This is a genomic window from Williamsia soli, assembly GCF_017377795.1.
GTDB lineage: Bacteria > Actinomycetota > Actinomycetes > Mycobacteriales > Mycobacteriaceae > Williamsia > Williamsia soli.
The window spans coordinates 499,175-523,176 of record NZ_JAFRDR010000003.1 but is presented as its reverse complement, the minus strand read 5'-3'; the positions used below and the strand labels follow the sequence as shown (position 1 = coordinate 523,176).

The window sequence follows — 24,002 nt, the reverse complement described above, 5'->3', positions numbered from 1 at the left end:
CTCACCAGTCCTCGAGGCGGGTGTACCCGTCCTGGACGGCTCTGGCGAACAGGCTCGATTTGGTTTTCGCCGGCCTGCCGCAGGCCGCATATTTGGCCCGTATTCGTGTCACGTGGGTGCTCACCGTCGCGGCCGAGATATAAAGTCGTGCTGCCGCAGCATCTTTGGAATCGGCGTCGAACCAAGCCAATAACACCTCTATTTCGCGAGATGACAATTGCGGCTTGTCATTCGTTTCGCGAACGAGTCTAAGCGGTGTGGGCCGCGAATCCTTTTCATCTGAATAGACGATTGAATCGCTTGCCTCTGTGTGCATTTGAAGCTCCCCTTCGCCTATCGACCCAGGCGTGTCATTGCCGCACAAGCGGACCTGTCTATCATTTCCAGGATCAGGAAACGATCGCCACCTGAAGTGGCGTATCGGGGCAAGTCGATACGGAATCCGTACAGCGAAGTGGCTGTTCAACGAGGAAGATCGCCAGACGGGATTGGTATCGCATGTATGCGGAAACAGTTCAGACACGGGAGGACCTGGGCCGGGCACTCACCGAACTTCGCGAGAATGCCGGTCTCACGGTCAGGGAATTGGTCGAGCAATCCGACGCCCTGCTCGGAACGGTGAGCGGATGGCTGGCCGGCAATCACGCGCCGACCGCCGCCAGTAAAGAAATGTTTTTCGCCGTGCTCAGAACGTGCGGGGTGGATGATTCCGACACCGATGTCTGGTGGTCCGCGGTACGGCGGGCGCGTCGAAAAGTATCGACCCGTTCGGAAATCGCCCCGACGCCTTATCGCGGATTCGAGTCATTTCAGATCGATGACAGAGAGTGGTTTTTCGGCCGAGAAGATGTGACCGACCGCCTCGTCGACGCTGTCTCGTCGGCAGCATCGAGCAGGGATCCCCGTCGGCGCATGGTGATCGTGGTGGGGCCGTCGGGCGCCGGCAAATCGTCGGTGGTCCGCGCCGGTCTGCTTCCCTCGGTGGGGAGCGCGTCGCTGGCGGGTTGGCGGTCGACCCTGATGGTGCCCGGAACAGATCCTGTCGCGGCTCTCGCCTCGGTCGTTGCGGACGGGACCGGCGACGGAGACGGGCCGCTGCTCGTTGTCGTCGATCAACTCGAGGAGCTCTGGACGTTGGCTCCCGCGGTGGCCCGGGAGAAGTTTCTGGAGGCCGTGACGGAATTGGTCGCCGACAGTGGTGGTCCCGGGGCAGTGGTCGTCGGTGTGCTGCGCGCCGACTACTACGCGCGGGTCTCGGCGGTGCCATTCCTGGTCGAGGTCCTGCAGCATTCGCAGGTGGTGGTGGCGGCGATGGACGTCGACCAGCTCCGTGAGGTGATCACCGGGCCGGCCCGCAGGGCAGGATTGGACATCGACGACGATCTGGTCGAGCTGCTGCTGGCCGACGTGGCTCCAGCCGCGGGGTATTCCGGAGCCACCGCATTGCCGATGCTCTCGCACGCGCTGTTGGCGACCTGGTCGCACTCGGATCGTCGCCGGCTCACCGTCGCCGACTATCTCGCCACCGGCCGCATCAGCGGCGCCGTCGAGCGCACCGCCGAAGCGGTCTACTCCGATCTCGACGACGCGGAGCGTGATCTCGCCAGGCGCCAGCTCCTCGCCATGGTCAACGTCGACGACGACTGGGTCAGTCGACGGAAGGCACCGCTCGAGGCGCTCGGTATCGCGATCGCCGACCCGGTGCCGGGCAGGGATTCGCAGGCAGAGCTGAGCCCACAGACCGCGCGGGCCGTCGAGGTGCTCGAACGGTTCGCGGCGGCGCGGCTGGTCAGTGTCGACGCCGACTACGCGGAGGTGACCCACGAGGCCCTGCTGACCGCCTGGCCCAGACTCCAGCAGTGGATCGATGGTGATCGTGCTCGGTTGTTGATGCACAAACGCTTCCGGCAAGCGTTCACCTTGTGGGAGTCGGGTGACCGCGCCGACGAACTGCTGATCCGCGGCGCCTGGCTCGGCATGGTCAACGACTCCATCCCGGGCGAGCGAGATGAACCGCGACTGACGAGCGCCGAATCGGAATTCCTGCGCGCGAGCAATGAAGAGCAGGACAGGCTCGAGGCGGGTGAGCGGCGCCGGGTGCGGCAACTGCGGCGAACCGCCTTCGGCGTCGCCGTGGTGGCGCTGGTCGCTGCGCTCGCCGCGACGTTCGCGGTGATCGCACGCGGAGACGCGGTCGAGGAGCGGAATCGGGCCGAGCAGCTCCAGAGACAGGCCCTGAGCCGACAACTCGCAGTGCAGTCGGGCGAACTCACCGAGCGCGATCCGGCTCTCGCCCGGCAGTTGGCGATGATCGCCTATCGCACGTCACCGACCTTGGAGGCGCGGTCCAACCTGATCGACAACAGCGCGATCGCCACCCCCGCCCGGTTCCTCGGCCCGGTGGGTCCGGTCAAGGTCGCCTACAGTCCCGGGCGTGGACTGCTGGCCATGGCAGATGCCGGCAATCGCGTCACCCTCTACACCACGGCGCCAGGGGCGACCGGTCCCGTGGTGCTGGGCGGGCTTGCGCACCGGCTCGGTGATTTCGGCGGCCACGACTCCAACGAGGCACTACGTGCTCTGTCGTTCAGTGCTGACTCGAACACCCTCGTGCTCGGGGGGCGTGCCGCGGTGGAGGTGTGGGACATCCGCGATCCGCTGACACCGATCCGCGCGGCGGTGCTGCCGACCGGCCAGCCGGTGAACGGGGTGGCGCTCAGCCCCGACGGCAGGACGCTCGCGGCCGCCGTGGAGCAGGTCGGTGTGTTGGGCTGGCAGCGCGAAGGTGCGAACTGGGTGGCCGCGACCATGCCGAACGTCGCCGGGACCGGGCAGGCTGTCGCCTTCTCGCGTGACGGTTCGGTACTCGCCACGAGCAGCGTGGCACGACGCGTCGATCTGTGGACGGTCTCGGGATCGGGCCTGGTGCCACTGCCGCCCATCGAGCTGAACCAGTGGGCCGACAACCAGCAGGCCCTGAGTCTGGTGTTCGCTCCGACCGGAGAACTTGCGATGGGACTGAAAAGTCACCAGGTGCAGTTCTATGCGCTGATCACCGGCGGTGGCTCGTCTCTGGTGCGGACCATCGAAGGATTCGGGAACTACGTCAACGGCATCAGCATCAGCGACGACGGCAGTCGGCTCGCAGCAGCGGGGTCGGACAACACCGTCCGCGAGTTCGACCTGCGCGCCTCGGATCCTGACGCGGCTCGCATCTGGCACGGGCCGTCGACGTTCACGTCCGTCGTGTACGTCGACGGTGAGGTCGTCGCCACGGCCGACGACGGGGTCGTCACCGCGTGGCGCAGGACGTATCCCGTGATCCGCTTGGGACCGGAGACCATCTTCCAGATACCGGCAGGCTCCCGAAGCCCAGACATCCTTGCCGGCAGTGGGCCGTCGGGAGAGGTCACCCGGTTGCGCGTCTCGGATGGCCCGAACCTAGTCAGGGTCGGGCCCGAGCTCGTGCCGCCGCCGGATGCTTCGTTCTCCGGAGCAATCGGTGTCTCGGCGACCGGTCGGCTGGCCGCACTGGGATCTGCTGACGGCACGATCTACTTCGCGGACTACTCCGATCCCGGGGAACCGAAACTCCTCGGCCCGGGAGTGCGAGCCCTGCAGACGTTGAACGAGACCGTCGACATCAACGAGGACACCGCAATCGCGGTGACCGGCGGTCTCGAGTCGAATTGGCTGCCGGTCATCGACGTGTCCGACCTGGCTGCCCCGAGAGTCGTCTCGAGTATCGAGGTGGGCGAGGGCGTGACCTGGGCGTCGCTCAGCCCGGACGGGAAATCGGTCGCCTTCGCGACCCCGGGCGGATCGGTGTCGGTGTACGACCTCACCGATCCGACGCGGCCGCAGCAGCTGACGGCGATCGAGGTCTTCGACACCGCCGCCCTCTCGGTCCGTTTTCGGCCAGACGGCGACGCGCTGTTGGTGACGTCGTCGACCAAGGAACTCGCCACCATCGACATCACCCGTCGCCGCAGTCCTGAGATCACCGCCCGACTGTCGGGTCCGGTCGGTCAGATTTACAGCGGTGCCTATTCATCCGATGGAGAAACGATCGTGGTCGGGGGCGGCGCCGGTGAGATCTGGACGTGGGATGTCTCCGATCAACGCCGTCCCGACCTCCTGGTGGTGCTCAGGGCGTTCGGTGGGAAGGTGTTCGACGTCCGGTTCGCCGACGACGACCGCACTGTCCTGGCCGCCGGGGACGGCGGTGCGGTGATGTCCTGGACGGTGGACACCGATCTGATGCTGTCCAGGGCCTGCAGCGAGGCCGGTGACCAGATCACCGAAGCCGAATGGCGACAGTATCTTCCGGCCAGTCCCTACGAACCGCCCTGTGGCGGGTGACCTACGGGGATCGATCGGGGGGCGACTGACCCGGTGGTGCGCCGTGGCCCGGAATGGTCGCGGCGCCGCCGAGGGGGTCGGACGTGACGTTCAGCAGTGAGTGTTTACGTCCGTAGACCAGGTAGTACACGAGCACCACCGACACCCACAGCAAGAAGAACACGTAGGTGTACCAGTGCAATCCGTACAGGATGTAGATACATGCCGCGATCGCGAGGACGGGTGTGACCGGATAGAACGGCACCTTGAACGGCCGGTAGAGATCGGGCTCGCGACGCCGCAGGAGGATCACCCCCAGGCTGACGACGCTGAACGCTGTCAGCGTGCCGATGGACACCATGTCGATCAGGTAGTCCAGCGGAACGAATCCCGCGAGCAACGCAACGATGACCGCGACGACGACGGTGTTGTTCACCGGCGTCAGCGTGCGGGCGTTGACCCGGGTGAAGAACCTGGGGAGCATGCCGTCGCGGCCCATCGCGAACAGGATGCGGGTCTGTCCGTAGAGGGTCACCAGGGTCACCGAGAAGATCGAGATGACCGCTCCCAGGGACAGCACCATCGATGGCCAGGTCTGGCCGGTCACCTCTTCGAGGATCGCGGCGAGTCCGGCTTCCTGTCCCTCGAAATCTGCGGCGGTCTGGGCGCCGACAGCGGCCAGCGCCACCAAGACGTAGACGAGGACAACGGTGACCAGGGCAGCGATCAGCGCCCGCGGCATCGTCCGCTGGGGATCCTTGACCTCCTCGCCGGCCGTCGACACCGCGTCGAGGCCGATGAACGAGAAGAAGATCACTCCGGCGGCGACGGTCACGCCGTCCGCCCCGTGGAGGAAGAACGGGCTGAGGTTGTCGGCATTGAAACCCACGAAGGCGATTCCGATGAACATGGCGAGTACGGCGAGCTTGATCGCGACCATCACGAAGTTGGCCTTCGCTGATTCGCTGGCGCCGCGGATCAGCAACAGTGCACATAGTCCGACCAGGATGATGGCGGGCAGATTGACCCACCCGGAATTGTCGTCCCAGGGTGCGGCACTCAGGGCCTGCGGGATCTGCGGGATGTGCAGATAGCCGAGCAGTGCGTTGAGGTACTCACTCCAGCCCACCGCGACAGCCGCCGTCGACACCCCGTATTCCAAGAGCAGGCACGCGGCCACCGCCATTGCGACGATCTCGCCGAGCGTGGCGTAGGCGTACGAGTACGTCGAGCCCGAGACCGGTACCGAAGACGCCATCTCGGCATAGCAGATTGCTGCCAGTCCGGCGGCGATGCCGGCGACGATGAACGCCACGACCACCGATGGGCCCGCGTCCGGCACGGCCACGCTCATCACAAAGAAGATGCCGGTGCCGATGGTGGCACCGATACCGAAACAGGCCAGCTGTGTGGTGGTGATCGTGCGCTCGAGGCCGGTGTCGGCCTCGGCTTCGTCGCCTTTCGGAATCGGCTTTCGCCGGAAGAGGGTTTTCGTGTTCAGTGCGCCGGGCTGCTGCGCCGGGTCTTTGCTCAAATCCATGTGGACACCTCAGCCTGGGAAGATTATTGCCGGAACAGTTGCGGAGGCAACGATTTTCGCCGCCCTCGAGCCCAAGAACACCCGCTTGATCGCGTCTCGTGGCGTGGTGCCGATCGCCAGCACCTCACCGTCGGACCACTCGATGGCGTCGAATGCGGCGTCCCAGTCGTTGCCGGTGCTGATCTTCGTCGGAACACCGTCATCGATGATTTTGTCTGACACCAACTTCTGCATCGATGCGGTCATCTGTTCCTTCCACGCCTCCAACACGCTGCGTTCGACGTCGAAACCGACCTCGGGTGGGAACATGTCCGCGGGTGTGACGCCGAATGTGGCCACCCGCAACGGAACACCCATCCGGGCGGCGAGCGCCTTGGCTGACGTGACCACGTCTTCGCTGTGGTCGTCGCCTGAATACGCACAGGTGACGCCCGTGATACGGGCGCACCTGTATCCCTTGGGCGCCAGCGCCAGCGGGATGGAGCTCGAGTGCATCAGTCGACTGGTCGTCACGCCCAAGGACATCCGGCCGTCGTCGGACCCGTGGGTGGTACCCAGGACGAGGATTTCCCCGTCGTGCTCGGTGAGTACCTTCTGGATCGACTTGGACACCGACCGCTCGCTGACCCGGAGGTAGGTCACCTCGGTGTGCGGAGCACGCAGGGCCAGATGCGCGCGGGCGGCAGCCTCGGCGTCGTCGCCGTACCGTCGGGCGTATGCACTGAATTCAGCGTCCACCCGCGCCAGGGATGGGGTCGTCCACGGTTTCGGTGTCGCGATGACCATGACCAGATTGGTGGACAGTGCGATTGCCAGGCTGGCTCCGAGTTCGACCGCTTCATCACCACCCCGGCCGGGCTGGTACCCGACGATGACACTCATGGTCGCGCGGTATCTGCCGGGCGCGACACCGGATTCGCAGGCGGCGAACCAGCCAGTGTCGGGTGAGTGGCCATCGAGGACCTCCGAATCAGTGTGGTGGAAAACCATGTAACCATCGCAGGCGCGATTCGGCGCGGTTAGCGACAAATCGTTTCTTTACACGCCCTTGTGCCGGACGGACGGGTTCACCGATTCACTGAACGTGTTCTACTAGGCTGTACCGGTGCTGAACGTCCGCGCACTGCGCCCTGCCGTATCCGGGGAGCAACGCGCCCTGATCGCCACGGACAAGGCTGCCCGTGCGCACCTGCGGGCCGCCGAGCGCGAACTGGCCGCCTTGGAGACCGAACTGGGCGAGCGCGAGCCGGATACCCGCCCGCGGTGGCTCACGGGTCTGGTGGTCGCAGTCCTGATCGCGGCAGTCGTCGCAGCCATCGGCGGATATCGATACGCCCACACCGACCGCGGGTTCACCGACGCCCAGTACATGCAGGCCGCCGCCGAGCGGGTCGAGGTGTTGCTGACGCCCGACGCGGGCGACGGTGGCAAGCGCGCCAGGCAGATCCGCGCGGGCGCCACCGGCAGGTTCGGGGACGAGTTCGCCCAATCCACCGACGCGTTCACGGCATTCGTCCAGAAGATCGGCACGGTCTCGACAGGGACTGTCGACGGTGTCGGGATCTCGTCGAGGTCAGGTGAGCGCGCGACACTGCTCGTCACCGCGGCGATCGAGGTGAGGACCGGTCTCGACGACCAGACGCAGGTTCCCGCGGTGCAACGCTTCCGATTACAGGTCGACATGGTGCCCGACGAGGGTGCCCTGAAGATCTCGGCCCTGGAGTTCTACCCGTGACCGCGCGACGCATGTGGTGCTGGTATCTGGCGAATCTGGTGGTGGTCGTCGTCTGCGCGGTCGCTCTGATGGCGGCCTGGCAGCTCCATCGAGGCGACGAAGAATTGGCCACCAACCGTTCCGAGGTACTCGAGCTGGCGGGACCGGCTGTGTCGGAGCTGTTCTCCTCGGACCCGGGCGAGACCGAATCGCAGCGCCGGCGGGCGCTGGCCGTGGTGACCGACGAGTTCGCCCGGGAGTACGGGCAGCTGCTCGACTCGCCGACCGCCCCGACCCAGGCGGTGACCGTGACGTGGAGGCCGGTGCACACGTCGATCGCGTCGGTTGCGGCGGACCATGTCGACACCGTGGTGTCGGCAGCGGTGACCGAAGAGCGGCCCGGTGCCGAATCCGTCGCCTACACCAAGGTTCTGGACGTCAGGTTCGAACGATCCGGCGGGGACTGGAAGATCGCCAGGGCGGACGAGGTGCTGTGAGCGCAGGCGAGGATGAGTCGTCGGCTGCCTCGTCGCGGCGGTTGCTGGCAGCGCGCGAGCGGGTCGCGGAGGCCCGTGTCGACGCCGAGCGCGCGAGCGTGGCGGCGGAGCAGGCGTGGGCGGCCCGTGCGGTCGGGCGTCGGCGTGCGGTGATAGCGGTGACAAGCGGCTGTGCGGTGGTGTGCGTGGCAGCCCTGGTCGCCGCGATCGTCCTCATCGCCATGCATCGCGGCGCGGTGTCGGACCGCGCCCGCGATGCGGATGTCCTGGCGGACACGCGTTCCGCGGTGACAACCCTGCTCACCATCGATCCGGCGCGGGCTGAGGAGTTCGTGGACGGTGCGTTGGAGGTCACCACCGGCCCGCAACGCGAACGCCTAGAGAACGCACGAATCGAGTTGATGGACGTCATCGGCGGGCTGCGGGTGCCGAGCACCGGGCAGGTGCTCTCCGCAGGCATCGTCGGCGAGGCCACCGACGACTCGGCCGACGTCCTCGTGGTTGCCGAGGGCACCAATCCGACCGTGCTGGGAGCCGACCCGGCTCAGAGTCGGGTCGCGTTGCTGGTCACGATGAAAGAGGTCGACGGCCGCTGGAAGATGGATCGGACGCAGCTGCAATGAGCGCCACCGGGGAGAACCTGACCAGACCCGCTGTGGCGGGGCCGATCCTGACGATCGTGTTGGTGGTGCTGATCGCCATCTCGGTGGTGGGTTTCATGGGGCCGGCCGCCCCCGGCCGGGCCGATGAGGATGCGCGACAAGAGGTCCAGCTGGCCACCGCCGACGCGGTCGGCTCCCTGATGACCTTCGGCCCGGATTCGCTGACCGCGCAGCAGCGGACCGTCGGGACCAAACTCACCGGGCGGCTTCTTCTCGAGTTCCGCAGCCAGGGGCCCGCGGTGGTGTTGCCGACCGCGGTGGAATCGAAGGTCGTGATGACGGGTCGGGTGCTGGCCACCGCGGTGAACCGGATGAGCAAGGATGCCGCGCGGGTGCTGGTTTTCGTGAACCAGAGCATTGTGTTACCTGCTGCACGTGCCGAGCCGGAGGTGGTGGCTGTCACTCGCTGGGCGGACATGCGTAAGGTCGACGGAAATTGGCTGCTTGCCGGGTTGCAACAGGTCGGGCCCGGATAGCACGAGGATCCGTGGGGATGTGAGGTGGCGATGAGTGCCGCAATAGTGATTGTCGGGGCCGGTCTCGGTGGCGCGCGACTGGTGGCCGATCTCCGGAACGAAGGCTATGAGGGCGAGCTGATCCTCATCGGCAAGGAGACCCGGATCCCTTACGACCGACCGCCACTGTCGAAGGCGGTGTTGACCGGGGACAAGGACGACGTCGACCTGCAACCGCAGGAGTTCTACGCCGAGAAGAATGTCGATCTGCGGACCGGAACACGCGTCACCGCAATCGATCCGGATGCACACACCGTGACCGTCGAGCCGGTCGAGGGTGGGGCAGCGGAGACCGTCGCGTACAGCACCCTGATTCTGGCAACCGGTCTCGATCCCCGCAGCCTTCCGTTCGCGGCGGGCAGATCCGGCGTGCACACCCTGCGCACCTACGACGATGCGATGGCGCTGCGCTCGGAGATCGAGGACGCGTCCACCGCGGTGGTCATCGGGGCAGGGTTCATCGGCTGCGAGGTCGCTGCGAGCCTGAGCACAAAGGGCCTGAAGGTCACCGTCGTCGAGCCGGCCCTCGCGCCGCTGGCGATCGCACTCGGTGAACAGGTCGGCACCATGGTCGGCCGGATCCATGCGGATCGCGGTGTCGAGATCCGCACCGGCGTCGGCGTCACCGGCATCACCGGAGACGACAGGGTGTCGGGCGTGACGCTTGCGGACGGGACGGAGTTGCCCGCCGACATCGTGGTCCTCGGCATCGGTTCGACCCCGGTGGTCGACTACCTGGAGGGGTCCGGCATCGCGCTGGCCGACCGTGAGTTCGGCGGCGGCATCGCGTGCGACGAGGTGGGCCGCACCAGTGCGCCGGATGTCTACGCCATCGGAGACGTCGCCAACTGGCGCGACGAGCACGGCGTGCCGTCGCGGGTCGAGCATTGGAACAACGTCATCGAGCAGGCCGCGAAGGTCGCGTACGCAATCCTGGAGGTCGACGAATCGAACGCCCGCCCGTTCGTGCCGTATTTCTGGAGCGACCAGTTCGAGGTCAAGGTTCAGGCCCTGGGGCATCCCTCGGCCGGTGACGACGTACACGTGATCTCCGACGACGGCACCAAGTTCGTGGTCTACTACAGCCGCGGTGGCGTCTTCACCGCAGTGGTCGGCGCAGGTAAAGCCGGCGCCGTCATGAAGATGCGGGCCAAACTGCTCGAGAAGACCCCGATCTCGGAACTGATCGGCTGATGCCCGCCGCCGGGCCGGCGCCGACCGCGGCGGCGGTCAAGGCGGCCCTGGCCGGTCTTGCCGATCCTGCCCGCGCGGAGAGCTCGGCCTGGTTCTTCAAGACCGGGCCCGGTGAGTACGGCGATGGAGACCGGTTCATCGGTGTGAGAGTTCCGGCGCAACGCCCCGTGGCCAGAGCTTTTCGCGGTCTCGACCGGGCGGGTGTCCGCGACCTGCTCTCCAGTGAGATCCATGAGCACCGGCTGACCGGCCTGCTGCTGCTCCGGTCGGGTTTCGAACGGGCGCATTCGGAGTCGGACCGTCGGGAATGGGTGCAGTGCTATCTCGACGCGGTCTTCGAGGGCCGCGTCGACAACTGGGATCTGGTGGACTCGTCGGCTCCCTACATCCTCGGCGAATCGCTTGTCGGAGGGGATCATTCGCTCTTGTTCGAGCTGGTCGCGGAGGTCGATCTGTGGCGGCGGAGAGTCGCGGTTCTCGCGACGCACGCCTTCATCAAACGCGGCGACGGCACAACCTTGCTCGAGTTGGCACCGTTGATTCTCGATGATCGTCGTGATCTGATCCAGAAGGCGGTGGGCTGGATGCTCCGCGAAACCGGTAAACGGGTGGACCGTGCTGTCCTACTGGACTTCCTGGAGCAGCATGCAGCCGAGATGGGACGCACCGCCTTGAGCTACGCCACGGAACACCTGGCCGGAGAGCAGCGAAAGTACTTTCGTGAGATGCGCTGACGTGGTTCAGAACTCGATTTTCAAAGTGTTCGACGTCGGCCGGGCCTGGCATCCGAGGATGTAGCCATCGGCGATGTCCTCCTCGTCGAGCGCGCCGACGTTCTCCATCTCCACCGTGCCCTCGGTGACCGTGCACGCGCACGATCCGCACTCACCCTCGCGGCACGAATACGGCACGTCGAGTCCGGCCGACAACATGATGTCGACCAGGGTTTGACTTCTGGGCCAAGACATCTCGTGGACCTCACCGTCGAGCTCGACCTCCACCGACGCGGCGTCTGCGATCTCGTCCTCGGTGAGTTCGGCGGGTGCGGTGTCCTCGAAAGGGTCGCCGGACAGCGAGCTGAAGACCTCGGCGTGCACCTGATGATGTGACATCTCGATGGCGGCCAGGGCTTTGTGCACCGCGTCCATGAACGGTCCCGGACCGCACATGTAGGCGTTGTACGCCTTGAACGGGCGCAGCAGAGTGGCGAGCGACTCCACCGACGGCATGCCCTGCACGGACTGCAGCCAGTGCACCACGGTGAGACGTTCGTGGAACCGCTGCTGCAGATCGCGCAATTCGGCGGCGAAGATCACGTCGTTCTCGCTGCGGTTGGCGTAGACCAGCAGCACCCGACCGCTGCCCTGAGACAGTGCAGATTTGAGGATGGACATCACGGGGGTGATGCCACTGCCTGCACCGAGTAGCAGGATCGGCGCATTCAGGTCCGCGGGGGTGAACACACCCGACGGTGGCAGGACCTCGATCTGGTCACCGACTCGGATGTTGTCGCAGATCCAGTTCGAGCCGTACCCGTCGGTTGTCCGCTTGACGGTCACCTTGGGCTTCTCATCGCCATAGGGGGACGAGGCGAGCGAGTAGCAGCGGGCCACGGATCCCGTTTGGTCGCTCGGGATCCGCAGGGTCAGGAACTGCCCGGGTTTGTAGTGAAAACGCTCGGCGCTGTCTTCCGGCACATCGAAGACCAGCGATTTCGCGTCGCCGGTCTCCTCGATCACGTCGGCCACGGTCAGCACAACGCTCCGGGTGCTGTGCGGGGACACGGTCACCGGCGTACCTCCTAGTCGTGGAGAACTGTGCCCGAAAACAGGAACACGTTCTAGTTTAGATTACCAGTGCCCACACCCGGCCCCGACCTGCTGTCGGTCACGGGTGTGAGAACCTCGTCCAGTCCGTGGGTCAGTATCCGACTGCCCTGGGTCAGGAGTTCGTCGAGGTCCGCATTCGCATCGTCGAGCCACTGTTCGTAAGCGGCCAGGGCCGTGGCCAGCAGTGTCCACGCCACGGTCTGGGGGATGAGACCGGACGGGTCGCTACCGGTTCGCGACGCGACGAACTCGGCGACAACGTTGCGCCACCCGGTGTACATCAGCATCGAATGTGCCTGCAGGGCGGGAACGCCGAGCAACAGGCGCATCCGTCGCCGATGGTGTTCGCGATGTTCGGCGGGCACCTCGTTGAAAGCGAGCAATGCGGTGTGTAAGGCGTCGGCCATCGGCATGTCCGTCGGCAGTTCGGCGAGCAGGCGGCGCATGTCCTGGAGATGTTCATCGAAGTCGCCCCAGGCGATCGCATTCTTCGACGGGTAATAGCGGAACAGAGTCCGGCGGGCGATCCCGGCGGCGGCCGCCACATCGTCCACGCTCGTCTCGTCGAAACCGGACTCGGTGAAGAGATCGATCGCAGCGTCGGTGATCTTCGATTTCGTCGTGCTGGGTCGCCTGCCGATCGGGGCGGTCATGGCACCCGCAATCTGCTGGTCAACGGACAATCCTTCCATGCCCCGGGCATCGGCTCGGGTCGCGGGTGCGACAGATGCAATGGTAGTTGCTCACCGATCCACGAAGTCGAGTACTGCGGCAGTGAACGCGTCGTTGTCGTCACCTGCTGCCGTGTGTCCCGCGCCGGCGAGTTCGACCACTTCGACCGTCGGGACGAGTTCGACGAAACCGCGGACGGCTTGTTCGCTGACAACGTCCGAGAGTCGGCCTCTGATCAGCTGGATCGGAATGGTCAGTGACTGGGCCTGCCGTTCCAAGAGATCGGTGCGAATCATGGACTCGTCGCTCGGGGGCGTGAGGAACGCAGGATCCCAATGCCAGTACCAGCGGCCGTCGTCGCGCCTGCGAAGGTTCCGTTTGAGTCCTGCCGTGGAGCCCGTGCCCCGGCGGTGCGGCAAGTACTCGGCGATCGCGGCGGCGGCCTGATCGAGATCGTCGAATCCGTCGACATTGCCGGCCATGAAGTCCCGAATACGCTGACTGCCGGACTTTTCGAAGCGTGGGACGACATCGACCAACACGAGTTTGTCGACCGCGCCGGTGGGAGCCAGTGCAGAGATGCCGATCCCTGCCATGCCGCCCATGCTTGCGCCGACGATCGTCACCGGATCATGTCGTCCGGTCAACTCGGGGATCTGGTCGAGTACCCCCAGCCCATCCCTGTTCTGCGCCTGCAGGCTGTAGTCGGCTTCCGGGTCCCAGTCGCTGTCACCATGACCTCGGCTGTCGAGTGCGATCACATCGGAACCACGCTGCGACAGGATCCGGCCGGTGCTCTTCCATGAATGGCGGGTCTGACCACCGCCATGCAGCAGGAGAATCGTTCTCGCGGGGGAGTCGTCGCCCCGGACCGGCCTCCAGTGGTCGGCCGCCAGCGAGAGTCCGCCGGAGCCGCGCAATCGCACCACTGTCGGTTGCGGTGCATCAGCTGAATCCACGTCACGCTCCTCTCGGTGTTCTCTGGGTCCAGCCGCCTCCGGCTTCCTCCAGACCCCCTCGACCATCTCACTGAGCCCGGTGGACATGGTGTCCAGGATCGCCGCCGGAGGTGATCGCATCACCGGGGATGGCACGCGCAGCCCTGGGCCACCTGTCCTTTCGGGTGGTTTATGGCGTTTTTCAAAGGACTTCTACTCAAAGCTGGTATTTGTGCACTGAGTGCCATTATGGTGGTGGTCACAGTCCCGACTACATCTGGAGGCAACCACATGACCGCTCAGAACCCGGCTTCGCAGTCCGACAGCGTCACCTCGACCGAAACCGAACTGGTCTCGGAGTCGTTGGTCGAAGAAGTATCGATCGACGGCATGTGCGGCGTCTACTGACATGACCGCTGCCACGACTGATCGTGTGTTCGATGCTGATCGGGCGTGGGTGCTGAATTCTTCGGTCGCACTGCGGCCGGAACCGTTCGGAGCGCTGCTGTACCACTTCGGCACTCGTAAGCTGTCGTTTCTCAAGAATCTGACAGTGGTCGAAGTGGTGCAGTCGCTGCCCGATCACCCCAGCGCCAACGACGCCCTGGCCGCTGCCGGTATCGCCGATACCGACCGTCCGCTCTACCTGAATGCGCTTGCCGCACTAGCTGCTTCGGGCATGATCGTCCACCCCTCTTGAGCTCGCGCGCCCTCGCGAACTCCACCCCCTTGAGGACTCTGCCATGACTTCAATTCTCGAGCGCCCCGCCGCGCCCCGCCAACCTGTCGGTCGCCTTGTCGATCAGTTCGAAAAAGGACTCGACGCCCCGATCTGCCTGACCTGGGAGCTGACGTACGCCTGCAACCTGTCGTGCGTGCACTGCCTGTCGTCATCGGGCAAGCGTGACCCGCGTGAACTCGACACCGCTCAGTGCAAGGCCATCATCGATGAGCTCCAACGCATGCAGGTCTTCTACGTCAACATCGGCGGTGGTGAGCCGACCGTCCGCTCGGACTTCTGGGAACTGGTCGATTACGCGACCGATCACCAGGTGGGCGTGAAGTTCTCGACCAATGGACTCAAGATCGACAAGAAGGTCGCCCAGCGCCTGGCCGCCTCCGACTACGTCGATGTGCAGATCTCTCTCGATGGTGCGACCGCCGAGGTCAACGACGCGGTGCGTGGTCCGGGTTCATTCGACATGGCCATCAAGGCGCTCGAGAACCTGCACGAGGCAGGCTTCGCCGACGCCAAGATCAGCGTCGTCGTGACCCGCCAGAACGTCACCCAACTCGACGAGTTCAAGGCGCTCGCAGATCGTTTCGGTGCCACGCTGCGTATCACCCGACTGCGTCCGTCCGGTCGCGGTGCGGACGTGTGGGACGACCTGCATCCGTTGCCCGAACAGCAACGAGGCCTGTACAACTGGCTCGTCGAACACGGCGACGGTGTGCTGACCGGGGACTCGTTCTTCCACCTGTCGGCGTTCGCCGAACCAGGCCAGGGTGCCCTGCCCGGCCTGAACCTGTGCGGCGCGGGGCGCGTGGTCTGCCTGATCGACCCGATCGGTGATGTCTACGCCTGCCCGTTCGCGATCCATGAGAACTTCCTCGCCGGAAACATCCTGTCCGACGGTGGTTTCAAGACCATCTGGCAGGAATCGGATCTGTTCCTGGAACTGAGGGAGCCGCAGAACGCAGGCGCGTGCACGAAGTGTGCGCACTTCGACGCCTGCCGTGGTGGTTGCATGGCCGCCAAGTTCTTCACCGGTCTGCCGCTGGCCGGCCCCGATCCCGAGTGTGTGCAGGGCTTCGGTGAATCCCTGCTCGCCGAGGACCGCAGTGTGCCCTCGGCCAACAAGGACCACTCCCGCGGTGTCCCGCTGACCCTGATGACGCGGCCACCGTCCCGAGATTGCGACGAGAACCCACTCGCGGGGTTCACGCCGGAATTGACCTCCTCCAAGTAAACGAAGAACCCCGGCAGTGCTGCCGGGTGAGCAAAGGAATATGGCGATGGCGAACCCCTGGTTCGAGACAGTTCTAGAAGCCCAGCGGCGGGCAAAGAAACGCCTGCCCAAGTCGGTGTACTCCTCCTTGGTCGCCGGCAGTGAAAAAGGTGTCACGCTCAGTGACAACGTCGAGGCCTTCTCCGAACTGGGGTTCGCCCCGCATGTTGTCGGTGCCAGCGCCGAGCGCGAACTCTCGACAACGATCATGGGACAAGAGATCTCGCTGCCGGTGATGATCTCGCCGACCGGCGTGCAGGCCGTCGACAAAGACGGCGAGGTCGCGGTCGCACGCGCCGCTGCGGCCCGCGGCACCGCGATGGGACTGTCGAGCTTCGCCAGCAAGCCCATCGAAGAAGTGACCGCGGTCAACGACAAGATCTTCTTCCAGGCCTACTGGCTCAACTCCCGCGAGGACATCCTCAAGCGCGCCGAGCGGGCCCGCGAAGCCGGCGCCAAAGGCCTGATCGTCACCACAGACTGGTCCTTCTCGATGGGCCGGGACTGGGGTAGCCCCGAGATCCCCGAGAAGGTGGACTTCAAAGCTCTCCTCAAGTTGGCGCCCGAACTCGCGGCCCGGCCGCGGTACGCCTGGGACTGGTTCAACAAGGGCAACTTCACCATCCCGGACCTCACCGCACCCAACGTCGTCGACAAGGGGCAGACCGGTCCGACGTTCTTCGGCGCCTACGGACAGTGGATGCAGACCGCGCCCCCGTCGTGGGAAGACCTGGCCTGGCTGCGTGAGCAGTGGGGCGGAGAGTTCATGGTCAAGGGCATCACCCGCCTCGACGACGCCAAGCGCGCCGTGGACATCGGCGCCACTGCGATCTCGGTGTCGAACCACGGTGGCAACAACCTCGACGGCACCCCGGCCACCATCCGCATGCTCGGACCCATCGCCGACGCGGTCGGCGGCGACATCCAGGTGCTGCTCGACGGCGGCATCCGCCGCGGCAGTGACGTCGTCAAGGCGCTCGCCCTCGGCGCCGACGCCGTCATGATCGGTCGCGCCTACCTGTGGGGCCTGGGCGCCAACGGCCAGACCGGCGTCGAGAACGTCCTCGACATCCTCCGCGGCGGTATCGACTCCGCTCTGATGGGTCTGGGCCGCAAGAGCATTCACGAGCTCACTCGCGACGACATCATCATCCCCGAGGGCTTCGAGAAGCGGTTCGGCGAGACCACCGCATAGATCTCCACCGCACACCCACCCGTTTCGGTCACACCCAGTGGTCTCCGGCCCCCTGGTCTTGACCGGAGCGGGTGGGTGTGTTTCTCGGGACCAAACCTGGCCACGCGCCACTAGAACACGTTACAGTTCTGCTATGGGAGATTTCGACGGCAAGGTCGTCTACATCACGGGTATCGCCCGCGGGCAGGGTCGCAGTCACGCGATCAAGTTCGCCGAAGAGGGTGCCTCGGTCATCGGTCTCGATGTCTGTCGGGAGATCACGGCGATCGGATATCCGGCCGCCACACCTGAGGACCTCGAGGAGACGGTTCGCCTGGTGAAGGAAGCCGGCGGCAACATCCTTGCCATCCAAGCGGATACCCGCGATCTCGCCGCGCAGCAGCAGTTGGTGGCCGACGGAGTGGCGCAGTTCGGCCGCCTCGACTACGTGATCGCGAACGCCGGCGTGCTCACCTGGGGTGCGGTCCACGAGCTGACCGAGAGCCAGTTCATGGACGTCATCGACGTCAACGTGAACGGCACCTGGAAGACCCTCAAGGCCACCATCCCGGCGATGATCGACGCGGACAACGGAGGGTCGATCGTGATCATCTCCTCGGTGGCGGGTATCAAATCGATGCCCATGCAGGCCGCGTACTCGGCGTCCAAGCATGCCCTGGTCGGTTTGTCGCACACCACGGCAAAAGAACTGGGCAAGCACCGCATTCGGGTCAACACCGTTCACCCGTACGGAGTCGACACCCCGATGTGTATCGAGGACACCGACGCATTCGCGGTCTTCGAGATGCCCGAGTACCAACCACATTTCCTGCCGATCCTGCCCGGGATGGCCAAGTCCGCAGACATCAGTGACGCCGTGATGTACCTGTGTTCGAAGAAGGCCCGGTTCATCACCGCGTCGTCGATCGAGGTCGACATGGGCGCGACCAAGATCTGACAGACACAAAAGCACACCGTCCAGTCATGTGCACACGTTGCAACGTGTGCCTATGACCGGACGATGTGCATCTGTGGGATCAGTCGAGCCAGAGGGTCGCCGGATCTGTCGCGGCGCGGGCCGGCGCGGCGGGAACGTCCGGCACGGAGCGCGAAAAGCGCGGTGCCACAGCCGGTTGCGTGACCCCGTCGACCTCGATGAGTGTCTGTCGCGCGGCGAGGTGCTTGTTCTGCGTCGCCTCGTCCCAGTCCAGGACCGGCGATGCGCAGGCATCGGTGCCGTCGAAGATCGCGGTCCACTCGTCGCGGGTCTTGGACTTGAACACTTCTGCGAACCGCACCTTCATCGCCGGCCACTGAGGCATGTCGAGCTGATGGGGCAGGGTCTCGTCGTCGGTCAGGCCCATGCCGTCGAGGAGAAGAGCGTAGAACTGGGGCTCGATGGCACCCACGGCGAAGTATTTGCCGTCAGCGGTCTCGTAGACCTCGTAGAACGGCGCGCCGGTGTCGAGGAGGTTGGCGCCGCGTTTGTCGCCCCAGAAGCCGGTTCCGCGCCAGGCCCACATCATCTGACCCAGGACGGAGACCCCGTCGACCATTGCGGCGTCAACGGTTTGGCCCTTCCCGGACTTCTCTCGTTCCAGCAGCGCAGCCAGGATTCCCTGCACCAAGAACATCGATCCACCACCGAAATCACCAAAGAGATTCAGCGGCGGCGTCGGCCGTTCCTCGGCGCGCCCCACCGCGTGCAGCAGGCCCGTCAGAGAGATGTAGTTGATGTCATGGCCGGCCACCTGTGAAAGAGGTCCGTCCTGACCCCAGCCTGTCATCCGGCCGTAGACGATGCGCGGGTTGACTGCGGCGACGTCGTCAGGACCGAACCCCAGTCGCTCTGTGACACCGGGACGAAAACCCTCGATCACGACGTCAGCCTTGGCGATCAGGTTCATGATCGCCTCCTTGTCGACGGGGTCCTTGAGGTTCGCCTCCACGATCGTGCGGTTGCGCAGCAGCTGGTCGGCCACCTGGCCGTCTTGCGGGAGCTTGCCGGGGCGCTCGATGCGCACCACCTCGGCGCCCAGATCGCCCAGCATCATTGCCGCGTGCGGTCCGGGTCCGATCCCTGCGAACTCGATTACCCTTGTCCCGCTCAGCGGTCCGCTCTTTGCCATGTGTCGCCCCTCATCGTCGAGTGGTTGACCACCTGCGCTGCTCGCTCGCATGATGATTTCAAACCAGTACAGTCGGTTCCCCAGTAAACCAGGTACCGAGCATTTGCTCGGGTCGAGCTCCGCTTCGCTTCGTCTCCTTTGCTCGGGTCGAGCTCCGCCTCCGGCTTCGTCTCCTTTGCTCGGGTCGACCTTCGTTTACATGCTCGGGTCGAGCTAGGCCTTTCGGTTCGCCGAGGCAAACCCTTCAGACCGCGACACAGACGGGCTAGCATTGTCCGAATGACATCGTCTGGCGGACTCGGTTTCGAGAGCTGGACCGAATTGGACGGGCGCCGCGCAACCGTGATCGTTCCACTGGGTTCCATTGAGCAACACGGTCCCCATCTGCCCCTTGATACCGACGTCCGGATCGCGACGGCCGTGTCAGAGGCCGTTGTCGGAACGGGCCGCATTGCCCCGCGCGACGGAGGCCCCGACCTGCTCGTGGCGCCTGCGCTGAACTACGGCGCGGCGGGGGAGCATGAAGGGTTTCCCGGCACCATCTCGATCGGCCGGGACGTGTTGATGTCGCTGTTGGTGGAGTACGGTCGCAGTGCGTGCCGCTGGGCTGAACGCGTGGTGTTCGTGAACGGACACGGTGGCAACGGATCGGTGCTGGCCAACGCGGTGAAACAGTTGCGTTACGAAGGCCGTGAGGTTGCCTGGTACGGCTGTGGCGCGCCAGGGGGAGATGCGCACGCGGGTTTCACCGAAACATCCCTGCTGCTGCATCTTTCACCTGAGGCGGTGCGGCAGGAATCGATGGTACGTGGCAACGTGGCGCCGGTGTCGGAGCTGATGACAGCGATGCGCTCAGGGGGTGTGGCAGCAGTGAGTGGCAACGGGGTTCTCGGCGATCCGACGCAGGCGTCGGCCCCCGACGGGAGGCGAATGTTGAACGAGATGGTCGCGCGACTGACCGAGGCACTCGAACGTTGGCACCCCGACGCGATGGGAATGTTGCGGTGATCTCTGATCAGGACAACCGCCGCGATGCCACGGCTGCGGCAGAACAGACGGCGGTGGGTGTCGACCCGGGGTCTGCGTTACCCCCGACGGGTTTCCAGGTTCAGATCGATCCGCACTGCACCGTGTCCGACGACCGACGTCACATCGTGGGCGGCTCACCACTGCGGCTACTGAACCTCTCTGAGGTGGCCGGCGGACTGCTCGACGCCGACGGCAGGCTGATGGTGCACAATCGGCTCACCTCACAGCTCGCCCGCAAGTTGCTGGACGCCGGGGTGGGCCACCCGCGGCCCATGTTCGGACCTTCCGAAACCGACATCACGGTGGTTGTGCCCGTGCGGGACAACCAAGCCGGGATCGACCGGCTGCTCCCTCGACTGACCGCACACCGGGTCGTCATAGTCGACGACGGCTCAGCGGTACCGGTCCTGGCCCCAGGGGCAACGGTGCTGCGGACCGAGCGCAGCGAGGGTCCTGCTGCCGCCCGGAACCGTGGGGCCGCGCTGGCGGACACCGAACTGCTGGCATTCCTCGATTCCGACGTCGTTCCCGAGCACGACTGGCTGACAAAACTGGTGGGGCACTTCTCCGACCCCAAGGTCGCGCTCGTGGCGCCGCGCATCGTGGCTCTCGAATCCGGTGGTGGCGCCACCTCGCGGTACGAGGCGCTGTGTTCCTCGCTCGACATGGGCCGCCGCGAAGGCCCCATCGCCCCGCGCTCACGCATCCCGTTCGTACCCAGTGCCGCAATGGTGATGCGACGCAGCTGTTTCGAAGGTTTCGACGAGACCATGGAGGTCGCCGAAGACGTCGACCTGTGCTGGCGGTTGCACGAGCGTGGCTGGTCACTGCGGTACGACCCGATCGCGACCGTCGCCCACGACCATCGCAGCCGGTTGTCCAAGAGTCTCGATCGCAAGCGCTACTACGGCACCGGTGCCGCACTGCTGTCCGGCCGCCACCCCGGCCTCGGAGCACCGCTGGCCCTGACCGTCCCGATGGCTGCCGCCATGGCCGCCCTCGTGACCGGGACTGCGTGGGGGGTGTTGGCTGCACTCGTCGTCTTCGGAGTGATCGGTGGGCGGCTCCACAAACGCGTGTCGCCGATGCCGGACGCGGCACGCATGGCAGCGAAGCTGACGGCCCAGTCGGTGGGCTTCGGATTGCTGCAGTCAGCATCCGCGCTGTGTCGGCACTATTGGCCGCTCTCGTTCCTGCTTGCTTTGGTGTCCAAACGTTTTCGGACCCTGCTGCTGGCGGTGGCGGTCGGTGAGGCGGCGTACGAGTGGGTCCGTCTGGAACTGTTGAATCCCGAACCGGGTGCCAGGGTCGGGTGGTGGCGCTTCATGGCGCTCAAGCGGCTCGATGATCTCGCCTATGGCGCCGGGCTGTGGCAGGGGGCGCTTGCCGGCCGTAGCGCCGATGCCCTCTACCCCAGGATCAGCAACTCGGTGACCACCGAATCGCGACCCTCGGCAACACGTAGCGGAGTCGGGTGACCGCTGCAGCAGACGCCGGTGCCGACGTGATCGTGGTCGGCGCCGGTAGCAGTGGTTGTGTTGTCGCCGAGCGTCTCTCGCGTGAACCGGAACGCAAGGTGATCGTGCTCGAGGCCGGCGCCGGCGCCCCGTCTGCTTCCTCACTTCGGCTTGATCGGCTTCCTATCGGGGTGGGTTCGGACCGGGTCGTGCATTACCCGAGTCAGCAGGGGTTCGACCTACCCCGAGGGCGGGGGCTCGGCGGGTCCTCAGCCGTGAACGGTGGATACTTCGTTCGCTGGCATCGGGCCGATTTCGACGGCTGGTCGCCGCAGATGTGGCCGATGAGCGCCATCGAAGAGGCCTACGACCATCTTGACGGTGGTAGTCCGGGCGGTGGGGTCATGAATGTGTCGTTGTTCGCCGACGACGAACTGCATTCGTACGCCCACGCTTTCGAAAAATATTGGCAGAAGCAGACTTTCGACACGGGGACGTCGCCGTGGCCCGATGTCGGGATCGTGCGGGTCCGCTCCAATCGTGACGGCTGGTCGCGGCATTCTGCCGCGGGCCTGCTGGAGAAGGCGCGTGCCAGGCCCAACGTGCGAGTGCTGACCCATTCCCAGGTCGTCGGGCTCCGACGGGCAGGTGGTCGCGTCAACGGCGTCGTGGTAGGGGAGCAGGTGCTCTCGGCCGACGAGGTGATCTTGTGCGCCGGAACCCTCGGCACGGCAGAGCTCCTGGCGCGATCGGAAGTGGTCGAGATCGAAGGCGTCGAGGTCTGGGAGCATCGTGAACAACTGGTGCGGTTCACGGCCTCCGGTGGCCGCCCTGAACCTGCCAGGGCGCTGCTCCAGTCCGTGCTGCACACGGCAGATGGTGTGGAAGTGCGTTGTTACAACGACGATTTCGCACAATTCATCGATGGTCTGCCGCCCTCGTCACCCGCATTCGGCGTTGCGCTCATGCACCCCGAGCTTTCCGGATCGATGTCGTGGGATCCGGTGGCGCGGCTGCGCGTCGACCTCGGTGAGATGTCCTCGGAGGATGAACACAAGATTCGCCGCTGCGCGGAACAGGTCGTCTCCATGCTCGGCGGAGATGACTTCGAGACACTGGTGCAACCGGGGTCGCCGCGGATCGAACCGGTGATCCGGACCTCCCAACATGCCTGGGGAACGATGCCCATGGGTGTGCGCACCGATTGGCTCGGAGGAGTCGGGGAGATGCCGGGGCTGCGCATCGTGGATGCGTCCATCCTGCCGACCGCCGGATCGAGCGGGCCACACGCGACGGTGATGATGGTCGCCTGGCAGATCGCGGAATCCATCGCGTGAGTGACGTGCATTCACCTGGCCGTGTCGTTAGCTTGGTCTGGTGACCACATACCGACTATCGGTCGTCGTTCCTGCGTACAACGAAGCCGAGGCCCTACGGGGATGCCTGGACAGTTTGCTGAGCCAGATCTCGCTGATCGACGAGGTTGTCGTCGTCGACAACAACTCGACCGATGACACGGCAAAGGTGGTCGAGGGGTTCACGCAGATCAGCCAGAAGTTCAGGCGTGTCGAGGCGAAGCAGCAGGGTGTCATGTTCGCACGCACCGTGGGTTTCGACAGTGCGCGCGGTGAGCTGATGGCTCGCATCGACGCCGACGCTCGGGTGAACCCGTCGTGGGCGCAGGCGATCCTCGACTTCTTCGCCGCACACGGCGACACCTACGAAGCGGGCGTGGGTATGTGCACCGCGTACGACCTGCCATTCCAGGAACGATTCCGACGCTCACATCGTACATTGACCGAGCAGACCAGGATGAAGCTTGCGGCAGGAGAGCGGGCCGACACACCAAGGCTTTTCGGGTCGAACATGGTCATCACCAAGTCGGCGTGGGACGCTGCGCGCCCGATGAGCTGCATGCGCGACGATGTGTTCGAAGACCTCGATCTGACCCTGTGTATCGAACGCAACGGTGTTCACATCGGACTCATCCCCGGAGCAGACGCCACGATCTCCGGTCGCCGGTACCTGACCCCGGTCGGGCCCTACTTCCGTTACTGCTTGAGGGATCAACGCACGTTTGGGGTCCACGGGCTTCCCGATCGCCGCCGTAAGGCAATCATCCAGATGTTGTTGGTGGCCATGCCGTTCTATCTCGTGCAGTGGATCCCCTTTCGGGCCTACGATCCCGCAACGGAGTCGTTCTCTCTGCGGATGTTGCGCCAACCGGCCGACAACCGGCCGACGCCGCGGGCGCATCGATGATCGAGCGGCAATGGCCACCGGGATGCAACGCCGGTTAGGC

General features: G+C 65.3%; 23 protein-coding genes. 16 read left to right on the top strand and 7 right to left on the bottom strand.

The features are described 5' to 3' along the window. Position 1 precedes the first annotated feature (1 nt). A complete protein-coding gene (locus J3S28_RS10880; RefSeq protein ID WP_207840384.1) occupies positions 2-316 on the bottom strand; it encodes a LuxR C-terminal-related transcriptional regulator in 315 nt (104 codons plus the stop codon). Between the two features lie 182 nt (positions 317-498). Between J3S28_RS10880 and J3S28_RS10875 the strand changes: the two genes are divergently transcribed. Continuing rightward, on the top strand, positions 499-4,362 hold the full coding sequence (locus tag J3S28_RS10875; RefSeq protein ID WP_207840382.1) for an nSTAND1 domain-containing NTPase: 3,864 nt from the start codon (positions 499-501) through the stop codon (positions 4,360-4,362). Between the two features lies 1 nt (position 4,363). Here J3S28_RS10875 and J3S28_RS10870 read toward each other — a convergent pair whose 3' ends face one another. Further along, positions 4,364-5,881, bottom strand: a complete 1,518-nt coding sequence (locus J3S28_RS10870) for an amino acid permease (RefSeq protein WP_207840379.1) — start codon at positions 5,879-5,881, stop codon at positions 4,364-4,366. Positions 5,882-5,890: 9 nt separating this feature from the next. Further along, positions 5,891-6,763: a universal stress protein gene (locus tag J3S28_RS10865; protein ID WP_207840378.1), complete on the bottom strand. Its 873-nt coding sequence runs from the start codon at positions 6,761-6,763 to the stop codon at positions 5,891-5,893. A gap of 223 nt (positions 6,764-6,986) precedes the next feature. Here J3S28_RS10865 and J3S28_RS10860 point away from each other — a divergent pair, with 223 nt between their 5' ends. The 6 genes from J3S28_RS10860 to J3S28_RS10835 are packed head-to-tail and all read left to right on the top strand — an operon-like array spanning position 6,987 to position 11,197. Beyond that, positions 6,987-7,616 (top strand): Rv1363c family protein, encoded by a 630-nt coding sequence (locus tag J3S28_RS10860; RefSeq protein ID WP_207840376.1) that lies wholly within the window; start codon positions 6,987-6,989, stop codon positions 7,614-7,616. Next, a complete protein-coding gene (locus J3S28_RS10855) occupies positions 7,613-8,092 on the top strand; it encodes a hypothetical protein (RefSeq protein ID WP_207840374.1) in 480 nt (159 codons plus the stop codon). Before J3S28_RS10860 ends, J3S28_RS10855 begins: the two co-directional genes overlap by 4 nt. Continuing rightward, complete coding sequence (locus tag J3S28_RS10850) at positions 8,089-8,715, top strand: Rv1363c family protein (protein ID WP_207840372.1); 627 nt, start codon at positions 8,089-8,091, stop codon at positions 8,713-8,715. Before J3S28_RS10855 ends, J3S28_RS10850 begins: the two co-directional genes overlap by 4 nt. Continuing rightward, complete coding sequence (locus tag J3S28_RS10845; protein WP_207840371.1) at positions 8,712-9,230, top strand: hypothetical protein; 519 nt, start codon at positions 8,712-8,714, stop codon at positions 9,228-9,230. Before J3S28_RS10850 ends, J3S28_RS10845 begins: the two co-directional genes overlap by 4 nt. Before the next feature lie 30 nt (positions 9,231-9,260). Further along, positions 9,261-10,463 (top strand): NAD(P)/FAD-dependent oxidoreductase, encoded by a 1,203-nt coding sequence (locus J3S28_RS10840; RefSeq protein WP_207840369.1) that lies wholly within the window; start codon positions 9,261-9,263, stop codon positions 10,461-10,463. Next, positions 10,463-11,197, top strand: a complete 735-nt coding sequence (locus tag J3S28_RS10835) for a DNA alkylation repair protein (RefSeq protein WP_207840367.1) — start codon at positions 10,463-10,465, stop codon at positions 11,195-11,197. The genes J3S28_RS10840 and J3S28_RS10835 overlap by 1 nt, the downstream gene beginning before the upstream one ends. Before the next feature lie 6 nt (positions 11,198-11,203). Here J3S28_RS10835 and J3S28_RS10830 read toward each other — a convergent pair whose 3' ends face one another. The 3 genes from J3S28_RS10830 to J3S28_RS10820 all read right to left on the bottom strand — a co-directional run bounded on the left by J3S28_RS10830 (position 11,204) and on the right by J3S28_RS10820 (position 13,923). Beyond that, positions 11,204-12,253, bottom strand: coding sequence for a ferredoxin--NADP reductase (locus tag J3S28_RS10830; RefSeq protein ID WP_207840365.1), 1,050 nt, complete (start codon positions 12,251-12,253; stop codon positions 11,204-11,206). Between the two features lie 50 nt (positions 12,254-12,303). After that, entirely contained in the window at positions 12,304-12,945 is a 642-nt protein-coding gene (mftR, locus tag J3S28_RS10825) for a mycofactocin system transcriptional regulator MftR (protein WP_207840363.1), read from the bottom strand. Between the two features lie 90 nt (positions 12,946-13,035). Beyond that, positions 13,036-13,923 carry an alpha/beta fold hydrolase gene (locus tag J3S28_RS10820; RefSeq protein WP_372435985.1) on the bottom strand — a complete coding sequence of 296 codons (888 nt, stop codon included), beginning with the start codon at positions 13,921-13,923 and terminating at the stop codon, positions 13,036-13,038. Between the two features lie 270 nt (positions 13,924-14,193). On the opposite strand from J3S28_RS10820, the gene mftA reads away from it, so the two are divergent. From mftA to J3S28_RS10795, 5 genes are all read left to right on the top strand, one after another. Then, entirely contained in the window at positions 14,194-14,310 is a 117-nt protein-coding gene (mftA, locus tag J3S28_RS10815) for a mycofactocin precursor MftA (RefSeq protein ID WP_207840361.1), read from the top strand. Position 14,311: 1 nt separating this feature from the next. After that, on the top strand, positions 14,312-14,602 hold the full coding sequence (gene mftB, locus J3S28_RS10810; RefSeq protein WP_207840359.1) for a mycofactocin biosynthesis chaperone MftB: 291 nt from the start codon (positions 14,312-14,314) through the stop codon (positions 14,600-14,602). Between the two features lie 43 nt (positions 14,603-14,645). Next, the gene (gene mftC / locus J3S28_RS10805; protein WP_207840357.1) at positions 14,646-15,872 is read left to right on the top strand and encodes a mycofactocin radical SAM maturase; all 1,227 of its coding nucleotides are present in this window, start codon (positions 14,646-14,648) and stop codon (positions 15,870-15,872) included. Positions 15,873-15,918: 46 nt separating this feature from the next. Further along, complete coding sequence (gene mftD, locus J3S28_RS10800) at positions 15,919-17,106, top strand: pre-mycofactocin synthase MftD (protein ID WP_207840355.1); 1,188 nt, start codon at positions 15,919-15,921, stop codon at positions 17,104-17,106. A gap of 133 nt (positions 17,107-17,239) precedes the next feature. Beyond that, complete coding sequence (locus J3S28_RS10795) at positions 17,240-18,043, top strand: mycofactocin-coupled SDR family oxidoreductase (RefSeq protein WP_207840353.1); 804 nt, start codon at positions 17,240-17,242, stop codon at positions 18,041-18,043. Between the two features lie 79 nt (positions 18,044-18,122). On the opposite strand, the gene J3S28_RS10790 is transcribed toward J3S28_RS10795, so the two are convergent. Beyond that, on the bottom strand, positions 18,123-19,214 hold the full coding sequence (locus J3S28_RS10790; protein WP_207840351.1) for a CaiB/BaiF CoA transferase family protein: 1,092 nt from the start codon (positions 19,212-19,214) through the stop codon (positions 18,123-18,125). A gap of 279 nt (positions 19,215-19,493) precedes the next feature. Between J3S28_RS10790 and mftE the strand changes: the two genes are divergently transcribed. From mftE to J3S28_RS10770, 4 genes are read left to right on the top strand one after another with little or no spacing between them, the layout of a single operon-like run. Next, positions 19,494-20,222: a mycofactocin biosynthesis peptidyl-dipeptidase MftE gene (mftE, locus tag J3S28_RS10785; RefSeq protein ID WP_207840349.1), complete on the top strand. Its 729-nt coding sequence runs from the start codon at positions 19,494-19,496 to the stop codon at positions 20,220-20,222. Next, a complete protein-coding gene (gene mftF / locus J3S28_RS10780; protein WP_307797026.1) occupies positions 20,219-21,721 on the top strand; it encodes a mycofactocin biosynthesis glycosyltransferase MftF in 1,503 nt (500 codons plus the stop codon). Before mftE ends, mftF begins: the two co-directional genes overlap by 4 nt. Beyond that, the gene (mftG, locus tag J3S28_RS10775; protein WP_207840347.1) at positions 21,718-23,037 is read left to right on the top strand and encodes a mycofactocin system GMC family oxidoreductase MftG; all 1,320 of its coding nucleotides are present in this window, start codon (positions 21,718-21,720) and stop codon (positions 23,035-23,037) included. Before mftF ends, mftG begins: the two co-directional genes overlap by 4 nt. 40 nt (positions 23,038-23,077) lie before the next feature. Next, positions 23,078-23,962, top strand: a complete 885-nt coding sequence (locus J3S28_RS10770) for a glycosyltransferase family 2 protein (protein ID WP_207840345.1) — start codon at positions 23,078-23,080, stop codon at positions 23,960-23,962. Positions 23,963-24,002 lie beyond the last annotated feature (40 nt).

What these genes read in the sequence shown, in the direction of transcription:
- J3S28_RS10880 (WP_207840384.1), bottom strand. Translation starts at nt 316, where the DNA reads ATGCACACAGAGGCAAGCGATTCAATCGTCTATTCAGATGAAAAGGAT.
- J3S28_RS10875 (WP_207840382.1), top strand. Translation starts at nt 499, where the DNA reads ATGTATGCGGAAACAGTTCAGACACGGGAGGACCTGGGCCGGGCACTC.
- J3S28_RS10870 (WP_207840379.1), bottom strand. Translation starts at nt 5,881, where the DNA reads ATGGATTTGAGCAAAGACCCGGCGCAGCAGCCCGGCGCACTGAACACG.
- J3S28_RS10865 (WP_207840378.1), bottom strand. Translation starts at nt 6,763, where the DNA reads ATGAGTGTCATCGTCGGGTACCAGCCCGGCCGGGGTGGTGATGAAGCG.
- J3S28_RS10845 (WP_207840371.1), top strand. Translation starts at nt 8,712, where the DNA reads ATGAGCGCCACCGGGGAGAACCTGACCAGACCCGCTGTGGCGGGGCCG.
- J3S28_RS10840 (WP_207840369.1), top strand. Translation starts at nt 9,261, where the DNA reads ATGAGTGCCGCAATAGTGATTGTCGGGGCCGGTCTCGGTGGCGCGCGA.
- J3S28_RS10835 (WP_207840367.1), top strand. Translation starts at nt 10,463, where the DNA reads ATGCCCGCCGCCGGGCCGGCGCCGACCGCGGCGGCGGTCAAGGCGGCC.
- mftR (WP_207840363.1), bottom strand. Translation starts at nt 12,945, where the DNA reads ATGACCGCCCCGATCGGCAGGCGACCCAGCACGACGAAATCGAAGATC.
- mftA (WP_207840361.1), top strand. Translation starts at nt 14,194, where the DNA reads ATGACCGCTCAGAACCCGGCTTCGCAGTCCGACAGCGTCACCTCGACC.
- mftB (WP_207840359.1), top strand. Translation starts at nt 14,312, where the DNA reads ATGACCGCTGCCACGACTGATCGTGTGTTCGATGCTGATCGGGCGTGG.
- mftC (WP_207840357.1), top strand. Translation starts at nt 14,646, where the DNA reads ATGACTTCAATTCTCGAGCGCCCCGCCGCGCCCCGCCAACCTGTCGGT.
- mftD (WP_207840355.1), top strand. Translation starts at nt 15,919, where the DNA reads ATGGCGAACCCCTGGTTCGAGACAGTTCTAGAAGCCCAGCGGCGGGCA.
- J3S28_RS10795 (WP_207840353.1), top strand. Translation starts at nt 17,240, where the DNA reads ATGGGAGATTTCGACGGCAAGGTCGTCTACATCACGGGTATCGCCCGC.
- J3S28_RS10790 (WP_207840351.1), bottom strand. Translation starts at nt 19,214, where the DNA reads ATGGCAAAGAGCGGACCGCTGAGCGGGACAAGGGTAATCGAGTTCGCA.
- mftE (WP_207840349.1), top strand. Translation starts at nt 19,494, where the DNA reads ATGACATCGTCTGGCGGACTCGGTTTCGAGAGCTGGACCGAATTGGAC.